13 protein-coding genes are annotated in these 12,320 nt (G+C 68.4%); 11 read left to right on the forward strand and 2 right to left on the reverse strand.

Annotation, left to right across the window (positions count from 1 at the left end; translation table 11 throughout):
* Positions 1-90: 90 nt before the first annotated feature.
* Positions 91-1,218 (reverse strand): sodium:proton exchanger, encoded by a 1,128-nt coding sequence (locus JOE46_RS03270; protein ID WP_097209945.1) that lies wholly within the window; start codon positions 1,216-1,218, stop codon positions 91-93.
* Between the two features lie 613 nt (positions 1,219-1,831).
* Here JOE46_RS03270 and JOE46_RS03275 point away from each other — a divergent pair.
* Positions 1,832-2,239, forward strand: a complete 408-nt coding sequence (locus JOE46_RS03275) for a YciI family protein (protein WP_097209944.1) — start codon at positions 1,832-1,834, stop codon at positions 2,237-2,239.
* A gap of 8 nt (positions 2,240-2,247) precedes the next feature.
* Positions 2,248-3,390: an RNA polymerase sigma factor gene (locus JOE46_RS03280; protein ID WP_097209997.1), complete on the forward strand. Its 1,143-nt coding sequence runs from the start codon at positions 2,248-2,250 to the stop codon at positions 3,388-3,390.
* Between the two features lie 124 nt (positions 3,391-3,514).
* On the opposite strand, the gene JOE46_RS03285 is transcribed toward JOE46_RS03280, so the two are convergent.
* A complete protein-coding gene (locus JOE46_RS03285; protein ID WP_143548368.1) occupies positions 3,515-3,748 on the reverse strand; it encodes a hypothetical protein in 234 nt (77 codons plus the stop codon).
* Between the two features lie 62 nt (positions 3,749-3,810).
* On the opposite strand from JOE46_RS03285, the gene JOE46_RS03290 reads away from it, so the two are divergent.
* The 9 genes from JOE46_RS03290 to secD all read left to right on the forward strand — a co-directional run bounded on the left by JOE46_RS03290 (position 3,811) and on the right by secD (position 12,319).
* A complete protein-coding gene (locus JOE46_RS03290) occupies positions 3,811-5,739 on the forward strand; it encodes a DUF222 domain-containing protein (protein WP_097209943.1) in 1,929 nt (642 codons plus the stop codon).
* A 19-nt stretch (positions 5,740-5,758) separates the two neighbouring features.
* A complete protein-coding gene (locus tag JOE46_RS03295; RefSeq protein ID WP_179800414.1) occupies positions 5,759-6,211 on the forward strand; it encodes a YbaY family lipoprotein in 453 nt (150 codons plus the stop codon).
* 8 nt (positions 6,212-6,219) lie between these two features.
* Positions 6,220-6,858, forward strand: a complete 639-nt coding sequence (gene pdxT / locus JOE46_RS03300) for a pyridoxal 5'-phosphate synthase glutaminase subunit PdxT (protein ID WP_373560214.1) — start codon at positions 6,220-6,222, stop codon at positions 6,856-6,858.
* A gap of 80 nt (positions 6,859-6,938) precedes the next feature.
* The gene (locus JOE46_RS03305; RefSeq protein ID WP_077041462.1) at positions 6,939-7,691 is read left to right on the forward strand and encodes a YebC/PmpR family DNA-binding transcriptional regulator; all 753 of its coding nucleotides are present in this window, start codon (positions 6,939-6,941) and stop codon (positions 7,689-7,691) included.
* A 136-nt stretch (positions 7,692-7,827) separates the two neighbouring features.
* Complete coding sequence (gene ruvC / locus JOE46_RS03310; RefSeq protein ID WP_097209995.1) at positions 7,828-8,412, forward strand: crossover junction endodeoxyribonuclease RuvC; 585 nt, start codon at positions 7,828-7,830, stop codon at positions 8,410-8,412.
* The gene (gene ruvA, locus JOE46_RS03315; protein WP_077041463.1) at positions 8,409-9,008 is read left to right on the forward strand and encodes a Holliday junction branch migration protein RuvA; all 600 of its coding nucleotides are present in this window, start codon (positions 8,409-8,411) and stop codon (positions 9,006-9,008) included. The genes ruvC and ruvA overlap by 4 nt, the downstream gene beginning before the upstream one ends.
* An 8-nt stretch (positions 9,009-9,016) precedes the next feature.
* Positions 9,017-10,090 carry a Holliday junction branch migration DNA helicase RuvB gene (gene ruvB / locus JOE46_RS03320; RefSeq protein ID WP_097209994.1) on the forward strand — a complete coding sequence of 358 codons (1,074 nt, stop codon included), beginning with the start codon at positions 9,017-9,019 and terminating at the stop codon, positions 10,088-10,090.
* Positions 10,091-10,163: 73 nt separating this feature from the next.
* Complete coding sequence (gene yajC / locus JOE46_RS03325) at positions 10,164-10,550, forward strand: preprotein translocase subunit YajC (protein ID WP_097209941.1); 387 nt, start codon at positions 10,164-10,166, stop codon at positions 10,548-10,550.
* Positions 10,551-10,654: 104 nt separating this feature from the next.
* Positions 10,655-12,319, forward strand: a complete 1,665-nt coding sequence (secD, locus tag JOE46_RS03330) for a protein translocase subunit SecD (protein ID WP_097209940.1) — start codon at positions 10,655-10,657, stop codon at positions 12,317-12,319.
* Position 12,320 lies beyond the last annotated feature (1 nt).

Below are 12,320 nucleotides of genomic sequence, written 5' to 3' on the forward strand. Positions count from 1 at the left end.
GTGGTCCCGGATCGCGTGTGTACCAGCGGTCTTGACGTTTCCCTTATGCGGTCGATTGTCCTCTTGATGTGGTGTGGACGCTGCTCGGGGTCATGTCTGCACATTGCCCGTGCGGGTGAACGGCGCGGCGAGGGTGGGGCCGAGGTGCCTACGGTTGATCGTCAACGCGACCAGCGCCACGACGGCATAGACACCGCACAGCAGCATCCGCCCTTGGGTCGAGGTGATCGCGAACTGGACGATGAACAGGGCCAGCAGAGCCCAGGCGAACCAGCGGTGGAACCGCAGGGCGAGGATCAGCGCGACCCCCATCATCGTCTGGGTGGCGGTCAGCAGCATCTCCTCGACCTGGCGCGCGTCGAGCATCAGGGCGGGGCCGCCGCCACCGGCGAGGTGGGCCAGTGGCAGTGATCCCACCAGCAGGGTCCATTGATTGACCTTCGACGAGATCAGCATCGTGATCGCGGCCGTGCCCTTGCCGCGTGCGGCGAAGAGGGTCGCGATGATGAACTCGGGCGCCTCGGAGGCGAGTGGGGCGAGCCACTGTACGAGGAGGAACTGATCCACGCCGAGTTCGGTGCCCGCGTTGACGAGGCTGTTCGCGAAGGGTTCCGCGCAGGCGACGATGACCGCGGCCGCGACGACGAGCATCGCGATCACCGTCGTCCGGCGCGCCCGGTCCGGCAGTGCGCCGATCGCGGCGGCGGTACCGATCAGGTCGGGTTCCTCCACCTCGCCGCCGGACAGTCGGTAGAGGTAGAAGCCGAACCAGGCGAGCAGGGCGACACCGAATACGAGGTGGATCTGACCCGTCGCCGGGATGACGAACGCCGCGACGCCCGCGACGAGGAGGAACCCGAGCTCCACGCGATTGCCGGACTCGAGGGCCAGCGCCGAGACCGGTTTGCCGGTGAGCTTCTTCGCGACCGTGATCGAGACCAGCACCACCAGGGGCCAGCCGATGCCCATCAGCAGCCTGTTCGAGCCGGTCATGTTGGCCGCCGCGTACTGCGCGTAGGTGGGGTCGTGTCCGGCGGTGTAGGCGTAGTAGAGGTCGACCGCGTATTCGGGGAGTACCGCGATCAGGGCGAGGACGGCGATCGCCAGGCCGCCGGAGACGTCGACCTGTGCGGCCTCGGCTGCCCAGGCGAGCAGGAAACTCGCCGCCACCACCGCGGCCCCGTAGACCAGCAGCGCGACCAGAGGATTCGGGTGCATGCCAGAGAGTCGGAGAACGAGCGCGGGAAGAATGAACACCGTAGTAATTCCCAGTGATCGCGGCAACGTGCTGCGGTAGGTTGGAATGCCGGGTGTGTCTATTACTGCCGAATTCGATGAAATGGGTATCAGGCCTTCGGGTCAACGGCCGCAGACTCGCCTGATCCGGACGGGGAGAGTCTTCGGCCAACGGTGGTGTTGGTCCGAAGGTCTCGCTCGCCGAACAGCTTTCACGTGCACTGTCCGGTGGATGACCGGGCGCCCTGTGGCGCCAGCATGTCGACCATCCGCCTCTGCCCGACCGCGTCGAGATATCCAGAGTGAACTACTCCCCTTCTTTTCGAATGCTAGCGGGGTTCTTTCGGGAAGCAAATTCGTGGTATTGCCTGATTTCGGTATTCGGTAACGCATTCCGATTTAGTTTGGCCGCCCGTAATGGAGTGGATGTGCCCGCGGGGTTCACCTGTTGTGTCGGCCGGACCGGCCTTCGGCCGACGCAGTCACCCATGAGATCCAGAAGATCTCGGATGGCGATGTCGAGAACCGGTGACTTGCTTCGTCCCTGTGGTGAGTGCGACCACAATGGGGCGCACCAGAACCGAGGAGAAACTCGATGGCCAAGTACTTGCTTCTCAAGCACTACCGCGGCGCCCCGGCTGCGGTCAACGACGTACCCATGGACAAGTGGACGCCGGAGGAGATCTCGGCCCACATGCAGTACATGCAGGATTTCGCGGACCGGCTCGAGGGGACCGGGGAGTACGTCGACAGTCAGGCGCTCGCCCCTGGGGGAACTTTCGTCCGGTACGACGGCGAGGGGCGCCCGCCGGTCACCGACGGACCGTTCGCCGAGACCAAGGACCTGATCGCCGGTTGGATGGTGATCGACGTCGACAGCTACGAGCGCGCCCTCGAGTTGGCCGGGGAACTGTCGGCCGCGCCAGGGGCGGACGGCAAGCCGATCCACGAGTGGCTGGAGTTGCGCCCGTTCTACTCCGTGCCGCCCACCATCACGGAGTGACCTCTCCGGTGGATGAGGTCCTGATCCGTAGCCTCACACCGCACGTGCTCGGGATCCTCGTCCGCCGCGGTGCAGATTTCGCGGCGGCCGAGGATGCCGTGCAGGACGCGCTGGTCGAGGCGGTCCGCGTCTGGCCGGCCGACCCGCCGCGGGATCCGAAGGGTTGGCTGGTCACGGTTGCCTGGCGCAAGTTCCTCGACGTGACGAAGGCGAACGTGGCCCGGCGCAGGCGTGAGGACCTCATGGATGATCAACCGCCACCCGATCCTGCGCCCGCGGTCGACGACACGCTCCAGCTCTATTTCCTGTGCGCCCACCCGTCGCTGACGCCGTCGTCCGCGGTCGCGCTCACGCTGCGCGCCGTCGGCGGGCTGACCACCCGCCAGATCGCCCAGGCCTACCTGGTGCCCGAGGCGACCATGGCGCAGCGCATCAGTCGGGCCAAGCGCACCGTCTCCGGCGTGCGGTTCGACCGGCCCGGCGATGTCGCCACCGTGCTGCGCGTCCTCTACCTGGTCTTCAACGAGGGCTACTCCGGCGACGTCGACCTCGCCGCTGAGGCCATCCGGCTCACCCGGCAACTCGCGGCCGCCATCGACCACCCCGAAGTGGCCGGGCTGCTCGCCCTGATGCTGCTCCACCATGCCCGGCGCGCGGCCCGGACCGAGGCCGACGGCAGCCTGGTATCGCTCGCCGAGCAGGACCGGGGCCGGTGGGACACCGAGTCGATCGCCGAGGGCGTCGAGATCCTGCAGGCGGCCCTCGCCCGCGACCGGCTCGGCGAGTTCCAGGCCCAGGCCGCCATCGCGGCACTGCACGCCGACGCCCTCACCGCCGAGGAGACCGATTGGGTGCAGATCGTCGAGTGGTACGACGAGCTCGAGCGCCTGACCGACAGCCCGGTCGTCCGGCTCAACCGCGCGGTGGCCGTCGGTGAGGCCGACGGACCGCGCGCCGGCCTGGCGGCGCTTGCGGCGCTGGACGACTCGCTGCCCCGCCACGCGGCGGTGGCGGCGTACCTCCACGAGCGGGACGGCGACCTGGCTACGGCGGCACGGCTGTACGTGGAGGCGGCACTGAAGGCGCCCAACCTCGCCGAGCGCGAGCACCTGACGCGCCAGGCCGCCCGGCTCAACGCCGGTCGTGGGTAACGTCGGCGGCCATCGCCCATTGGCCGACGACCAAGGTTCCAAACAAGATGGAGCCGAGGGTGCCAATAGCGGTGAGAGAACGCGGTCGTGACCGCCAAGAACGAGAGGAAGCTGTCGAAGAACTCTAACGATCGAGCGGTGCTTCGAGCGCGACGTGGGGTTCCCAGCGATAGCACCACGTGGATAGCGGTTGGCCAGATTCGCTGAGCTCGGGGCCCACCCTGGCATAGACCTCGTTCGCGGAGGTGGTGATGGCCGGCGGCAGGGGGATCGAAACGTCCTTGGAGTCGCCATGTTGCGGTCCGCCGTAGAGCCATACCGTGACGACAGTTCGAGCGGAACGTGACTGATCACTCACAGGCTTGATTGTATTGGTAGTCCTGAATCTGCTTGTCGGTGGTCACGCGTAGACTCGTACACATGTTCGATACCGGGGGGTTTCGGGGTGGCGCCGCAGGTGAGGGCGCCCGCGGCGGCGAGCGCCCGGTGGAATTCGAAGACGGCACGGCGGCGTTGTCGGCGTTGCGGGAGTACGGGCGGGCGGAGAACATCGCCGCCGCGCACAAGGTGTTGACGGCGGCAGCGTTTGCGCGGCGGCAGTTCGCGCACGAGGTTGATCTGTTCGGGGAGGAGTTCGCCTATCGGGCGGGGCGGTCGGCGGAGATGGAGACTTCTCTGGCGTTGGGGGTGAGTGCGTTCACGGCGGAACGGTATGTGGCGGTGGGCAATGCGTTGGATCTGCGGTTGCCGTTGATTCGGGCGGCGTTCGTGTCGGGTCGGGTCGACTTTCCGCGGGTGTTCGCGATCGTCGACGCGACCGCGGAGATCTCCGATGCCACCCTCGAACGGATGGAGGGCCACCTCGCGGACGCGGCCCTGTATCTGACGCCGCGGAAATTGACGGCGGAGGTGATGCGGGAGTTGATCCGCATCAACCCCGCCGAGGCCGAGGAACTCCGCAGGCGGCGGGAGCGTCATTCGCGGCGGGTGTCGGTGACCGCGGACCTGCACGGTATGGCCCAGGTGTATGCCACCCTCACTGCGGCCGAGGGCCGCACTCTCGATTCGCTGATTTGTGAGATGGCGGGCACGGTCTGTCGGCAGGACCCGCGGACGGTCGACAATCTGCGCACGGATGCGTTCATGGCGTTGGTGCACGGCGAGAGCTATCTGCACTGCCTGTGTGGGCGCGATGACTGTCCGACCGCGCATTTGCCGCGCACCGAGCGGCCGAAACCCGAGGTGCATATCCATATCGATCTGGAGAGTCTGCTGCGGTTGGCGGATCATCCCGGGCATGTGGAGGGTCACGGGCCTATCGATCCGGAGTTGGCGAGGTTGCTCGCCGGGGATGCGACGTGGCAGGCGGTGATCACCGACGCCAGACGAATCCAGGCCGAGCGAAGTGCCGCTGGCGGCGATGAGGGTGAGAGGGACGGCGACGTCGAGTCGACTGAGCCGGAGAGCGACGAGCCGCCACGCCCACCACGGGCAGACGGTGAACCGCCCGACCGCGAGACCGACAAGCCGCCACGAGAAACGAAGCACGGCAACGGGTCAGGGGACGCCTCTGTCCCCATCCGCTACCGGCTCCGACGCAGAGCCGCCGGACAACTGCCCCCACCCTCAACCGTCCGCCCGATGCCGGACACCGAGTCACGAGAGCCGCGGATCACCGACATCCTCGACGCGATCGCGGCGAACCCCGCCCTGCTCGACGGCCAGTACCCGGACGGGCACGGCGGATACGACCACCCACCTTGCGGTGCCTTGACGTACCGGCCCAGCAACACCGTCCGCACCGCTGTCTTCGACAAGTACGACACCTGCACCTTCCCCGGCTGCACCGTCAAAGCCCGGGACTGTCAGTTCGACCACATCGTCGAGTTCGACCCCGACAATCCCCACGCCGGCGGCTGGACCGTGGAGAGCAACGGCGAACCCGCCTGCATCTGGCACCACCAGGCCAAGACCGACCGACTCTTCCGCGTCGTCCGCCTCGACGGCGACGTCATCGTCTGGATCGGCCAACACGGCGCAATCGGGGTCACCCTGCCACTCCCGGTCGAACAACGACCCAGCGCCCGCACCAAGAAGCCCGCACCCCGACGGGCCGCAACGCCGCCGAGCCCGGCACCACCGCCGCCCGAACCACCCGACCTCGGCATCTACGAACCGACCTGGTGGGAAACCCACATGCACCCCACCGACCTACCCCCGACGCTCCCGGAACTCGCCACCATCACCGACCCCCGCCACCTCGCCCGATGCGCACAACTCCGCACCCACCACGCCGAACACCTCGCGATCCTGGGCGAACGCCACCGCCACCAGCCCCCACCGTTCTGACCATCCGTATCCTCGATCTGTGCAGACGAGACGAATTCTGGAACTGACCCTCGGTGGGGCGGCACTGATCGCGGTCGTCGCGGCCGTGGTGGTGTCGATCGGATCGACACCCGAGACCGCGCAGGCTGACAGCGTGGACGACACGCTCACCGTCACCGGGAACGTCTCGTACCGCGAGCGGATCGCCTTCCCCGAGAACGCCGTCGTGACCGTTCGCCTCGAGGACATCTCGCTGGCAGATGCGTCGGCGACCCTGCTCGCCGAGCAGCGCATCGAGGGCGCCACCGGCGTGCCGGTGCCGTTCGAGCTCGCCGCCTACCGCGACGCCATCGATCCAAGGGCGCGACTCGCCGTCCGCGCGCAGATCGAGGTCGACGGCGCCCTGCGCTGGACCACCGACACCGTTCACCCGATCCCGGTCGAGGGTGATGTCCCGGCACAGGAGCTCATCCTCGTGGCGGTCCCGCAGTGAGCGTCGACATGATCGAACGGACATCGGCCACCATGACACCCACCATCGGCGTGCTGGCGCTGCAGGGAGATGTGCGCGAACACCTTGCGGCGCTGGAGGCCTCGGGAGCCCGCGGCATCGGCGTGCGCCGGGTCTCGGAGCTCGAAGCGGTGGACGGCCTCGTCATCCCGGGCGGGGAGTCCACCACCATGAGCCGTCTGCTCACGGTGTTCGAACTGCTCGAACCGTTGCGCGCCCGGTTGCGTGACGGCATGCCGGCATACGGCTCATGCGCGGGCATGATCCTGCTGGCGGGCGAGGTGCTCGACACCCGCCCGGATGCCCAGTGCCTGAGCGGAATCGACATCACCGTGCGGCGCAACGCCTTCGGTCGTCAGGTCGACTCCTTCGAGGAGGACCTCGACTTCGCCGGTATCGAAGGCGCCCCGATGCGGGCGGTCTTCATCCGGGCGCCCTGGGTGGAGCGAGTCGGCCCGGGCGTCGAGGTGCTGGCCACGGTCCCCGAGGGCCCGGCCGCCGGACGGGTCGTCGCGGTCCGCGAGGGCAACGTTCTCGCGACGTCATTTCACCCCGAGGTGACCGGCGACAGGCGCGTCCATCAGCTGTTTGTCGACATGGTGCGGGAAGTCGCGGTGGCCCGCGCGTAAACTGGCGCTACTGTGTGCTCCCCGCTGCAGCGTGCTCCGCTGTCGCGTGCGCATCTACGAACGGGAAGAGGGAACTACGCATGAGCGGCCACTCCAAATGGGCCACCACCAAGCACAAGAAGGCTGCGATCGACGCCAAGCGCGGCAAATCCTTCGCGAAGCTGATCAAGAACATCGAGGTGGCGGCGCGGACCGGTGGTGGTGACCCAGCGGGTAACCCGACCCTGTACGACGCCATCCAGAAGGCGAAGAAGACGTCCGTCCCGAACGACAACATCGAGCGCGCCCGCAAGCGCGGCGCGGGGGAAGAGGCGGGCGGCGCCGACTGGCAGACCATCATGTACGAGGGCTACGGCCCCAACGGTGTGGCGCTGCTCGTCGAGTGTCTGACCGACAACCGGAACCGCGCGGCGGGCGAGGTTCGTACCGCGATGACGCGCAACGGCGGAAACCTCGCCGATCCGGGTTCGGTGGCCTACCTGTTCACCCGCAAGGGCGTCGTGGTGCTCGAGAAGAACGGCCGCTCCGAGGACGAGATCCTCGAGGTGGTCCTCGAGGCCGGAGCCGAGGAGATCAACGACCTCGGCGACACCTTCGAGATCGTGTCCGAGGCGGGCGACCTGATCGGAGTGCGGACCGCACTGGTGGACGCCGGCATCGACTACGAGTCGGCCGACCCCGACTTCCGCGCCTCCGTCGAGGTTCCGGTCGACGTGGACGGCGCTCGCAAGGTGTTCAAGCTCGTCGACGCGCTCGAGGAGTCCGACGACGTGCAGAACGTGTACACGAACGTCGACCTGTCCGACGAGGTGCTCGCGCAGCTCGAGGACTGACCCCCGCATCGATCATCGGGCCGGACCACTGCGGTCCGGCCCGATGTTTGTCTTCGACCGCGTGTTGGTCGGCCAGCGTGTCGGCAGATCCACCTATACTCTCGAACAGCTGTTCGTAGTGGTGAGAGGTGATCGCGTGCGCGTGTTCGGGGTGGATCCAGGACTGACCCGATGCGGGTTCGGGGTGGTCGACTCGGGTCGCGGCCGCACGGTGGCCCCGGTGGCCGTCGACGTCATCCGGACGCCGCCGGAGATGGACCTGTCGCAGCGGTTGCTGCGGATCTCGAACGCGGCCGAGGAATGGCTGGACCTCTACCAGCCCACCGTCGTGGCCGTCGAGCGTGTCTTCTCGCAGAACAACGTGCGCACCGCGATGGGCACGGCCCAGGCCGGTGGCGTCGTCGCGCTCGCCGCGGCCCGGCGCGGGATCGACGTCTGCTTCCACACCCCGAGTCAGGTGAAATCGGCGGTCGCGGGCAACGGTGCCGCGGACAAGAAGCAGGTCACCGCGATGGTGACGAAGATCCTCGGGCTGGCAGTCGCACCGAAGCCCGCCGACGCCGCCGACGCGCTCGCGCTGGCGATCTGTCATTGCTGGCGGGCCCCGATGCTGTCGCGGATGGCGCAGGCGGAGCAGGCCGCCGCCGAACAGAAGCGGCGCTACGAGACCAGACTCGCGGAACTGAACAAGACCCGGCTCAAGAAGGCAGGTACCCCATGATCGCGTCCATTCGCGGCGAGGTGCTCGAGATCGCGCTCGATCACGTGGTGCTCGAGGCGGCGGGGGTCGGTTACCGGCTCAACGCCACCCCGGCCACGCTCGGCACCCTCCAGCGCGGAACCGAGGTCAGGCTCGTCACCGCGATGATCGTCCGCGAGGACTCGATGACCCTGTACGGGTTCCACGACATCGAATCGCGGGATCTGTTCGGCCTGTTGCAGACGGTGTCCGGGGTCGGCCCGCGGCTGGCGATGGCGACGCTGGCCGTCCTCGAGCCGGAGGCACTGCGCAAGGCGCTCGCCGAGGGCAACGTCACCGCGCTGACCCGGGTGCCCGGCATCGGCAAGCGTGGCGCCGAGCGGATGGTCGTCGAGCTCCGGGACAAGGTGGAGGCGGTCGCCGTCACGTCCGATCCCGGCGCGCCCGCGGTGGTGCCGGGTCTGGTCCGCGAGCAGATCGTCGAGGCCCTGGTCGGCCTCGGTTTCCCGGCGAAGTCCGCCGAGCAGGCGACCGACACCGTGCTGGCCGCGGACCCGGACGCGAGCACGTCCACCGCCCTGCGCTCGGCGCTGTCCCTGCTGGGTAAGACCCGGTGACCGAGGACATGGAGGACCCGGCCGGGCTGGAATCGTCGGTCACCGCGAACTTCGTCGCCGCCGACAGCGAGATCGAGGCCAGTCTCCGGCCGACCAGCCTGACCGACTTCATCGGTCAGCCGCGGGTGCGTGAGCAGCTCCAGCTCGTGCTGACCGGCGCCAAGCTGCGCGGCGGCACCCCCGACCACATCCTGATGTCGGGGCCTCCCGGTCTCGGCAAGACCAGCATGGCGATGATCATCGCCTCGGAACTGGGCACCTCGCTTCGGCTCACCTCCGGTCCGGCGCTCGAGCGAGCAGGCGACCTCGCCGCCATGCTGAGCAACCTCGTCGAGGGCGACGTGCTGTTCATCGACGAGATCCACCGGATCGCGCGGCCGGCCGAGGAGATGCTCTACCTGGCGATGGAGGACTTCCGGGTCGACGTCGTCGTCGGCAAGGGGCCGGGTGCGACCTCGATCCCGCTGGAGGTCGCGCCGTTCACCCTGGTCGGCGCCACCACCCGCTCCGGCGCACTGACCGGGCCGCTGCGCGACCGGTTCGGTTTCACCGCGCACATGGACTTCTACGATCCGCCGGAGTTGCAGCGGATCCTGCTGCGGTCCGCGGGCATCCTCGGCGTCGAGCTGGGGGAGGAGGCCAGCGCGGAGATCGCGGGTCGCTCCCGTGGCACGCCGCGCATCGCGAACCGGCTGCTGCGCCGGGTGCGGGACTACGCCGACGTGCGGGCCGACGGCGTGATCACCCGCGACATCGCCAGGGCGGCGCTCGCCGTGTACGACGTCGACCAGCTCGGCCTGGACCGTCTCGACCGGTCGGTACTCAGCGCGCTGGTGCGCAGCTTCGGCGGTGGACCCGTCGGCGTGTCGACCCTCGCGGTCGCGGTCGGGGAGGAACCGGGCACCGTGGAGGAGGTCTGCGAGCCGTTTCTCGTGCGTGCGGGCATGATCGCCCGGACGCCGCGGGGTCGGGTGGCGACCGCCGCGGCATGGGAACAGCTCGGTCTGACGCCGCCGCCGGAGGCCGCGGCGGGCGGCATCGACGTGCGGGTCAACGAACCGCCGCAAGGTCTGTTTGACTAGTGGCACACTGGAGTACTGCGCCGGTCTGTTCCGGATTGTGCGCGTCGACGACCCTCGAGGACTGAACTCAACGATGGAACTGCTGTTTCCGCTCCTGATTCTCGCCCTGCTCGTGCCCATGTTCCTGGGCATCCGCCGCCAGAAGAAGGAGATGGCGAAGACTGCGGAACTGCAGGACTCGCTCAACGTCGGCGACCGCGTGCTCACCACCTCCGGGCTGCATGCGACCGTGGTCGAGCTCGGTGAGGGCACCGTCGACCTCGAGGTCGCGCCCGGAATCGTCACCACCTGGTCGCGGATGGTGATCCGTGAACTCCTCGTCGAGGACGACGAGGAGTTCGAGGAGGAGGACATCGACGAGATCCTCGATGAGACCCCCGCCGATGAGACCCCCGCCGTCGAGAAGGCCCCCGTCGAGGAGACTCCCGAGGAGACCAAGCGTCGCCTGGACACCGAATGAGTTGAGTTCCGGACCGCTGCCGAGTGATCCTGCTCGGCAGCGCTCGCGTGTAGGGCCTCGAACCCGACCATCGCACGACACACGTACTAGGAGAACTACGGATCGTGGCACCTTCGACTGGAGCCGTACGACCAGCACGCTCGCTCGTGATCTTCGGGCTGATCGTCGCTGCGCTGTACGCGCTCGTCTTCTTCACAGGGGACAAGTCCCCGACGCCGAAGCTCGGCATCGACCTGCAGGGCGGCACCCGTGTCACCCTCACCGCGCGCACCCCGGACGGCAGTAAGCCCAGCCAGGACAGCCTGCGCCGCGCACAGGAGATCATCGAGACCCGAGTCAACGGGCTCGGCGTCTCCGGCTCCGAGGTGGTCATCGACGGCGACAACCTGGTGATCACGGTCCCCGGCGACGACAGCTCGCAGGCCCGCACGCTGGGCCAGACGGCGCGGCTGTACATCCGCCCCGTGCAGAGTTCGGCCGTCTCCTCGAACGCGCAGGCGCAGGCCCCGAAGGCCGAGACCCCGGCCCCGGCACCCGCGCCGCAGAACCGGCCCTTCCCGGCACAGGAGCCGGGCACCCCGGCTCCTGCGACCGAGACCCCGGCACCCCCCGCGGATCAGGGCGCGGCGTCGGCCGACGATCAGGCGGCCGCGGAGATCGCCGAGGCGAAGAAGACCAGGCAGAGCACGGACCCGGCGGTACAGCAGCAGGCGATGGCGACGCTCGACTGCAACGCCAGCGACCCCCTGCAGGGCAACGACGATCCGGCGCTTCCGCTGGTGGCCTGCTCGACGGACGGCACCACGGTCTACCTCCTCGGACCGAGCATCATCGACGGCCAGGAGATCGCGGACGCGACCTCCGCCTTCAACTCGCAGCAGTCCCGCAACGAGGTGTCGCTGACGTTCAAGTCGAGCGGAAGCACCACATGGGCGCAGTTCACCGCCGCCAACATCGGCAAGCAGGCCGCGTTCACGCTCGACTCCAAGGTCGTCAGCGCGCCGGTCGTCCAGGGCGCCACCCCCGCGGGCAGCGCCACCTCCATCACCGGCGACTTCACGTCGGCGTCGGCGAAGGAACTCGCGAACACGCTGAAGTACGGCTCGCTGCCGCTCTCCTTCTCGGCCTCCGAGGCCGAGACCGTCTCCGCGACCCTCGGTCTCGCCTCCCTCCAGGCCGGCCTCATCGCGGGCGCGATCGGCCTCGCGCTGGTGCTGCTCTACTGCCTCATCTACTACCGGATGCTGGGCGTGCTCACCGCACTCTCGCTCGTGCTGTCCGGAGTGATGGTCTACGCGATCATGGTGCTGCTCGGCCGGTACATCGGCTTCACCCTCGACCTCGCAGGCATCGCCGGTCTGATCATCGGCATCGGCATGACGGCCGACTCGTTCGTCGTGTACTTCGAACGCATCAAGGACGAGATCAGGGAGGGCCGCAGCTTCCGCTCGGCGGTGCCGCGCGGTTGGGCACGGGCTCGCCGGACCATCCTGTCCGGAAACGCGGTGAGCTTCATCGCGGCCGCCGTGCTGTACGTCCTCGCGGTCGGCCAGGTGCGCGGCTTCGCGTTCACCCTCGGCCTGACCACCATCCTCGACGTCGTCGTCGTGTTCCTGGTGACCCATCCGCTGGTCCACCTGGCATCGAAGTCGGACTTCTGGTCGAAGCCGAGCATCAACGGTCTCGGAGCGGTGCAGCAGGTCGCCCGTGAACGCAAGACCGCCGCGTCCGCGCGCACCAGCGTCGGCGCGCAGGCGAAGGAGGCCTGAC

The organism is Rhodococcus sp. PvR099 (genome assembly GCF_017833315.1).
In the GTDB taxonomy this organism is placed as follows: domain Bacteria; phylum Actinomycetota; class Actinomycetes; order Mycobacteriales; family Mycobacteriaceae; genus Rhodococcus_G; species Rhodococcus_G oryzae.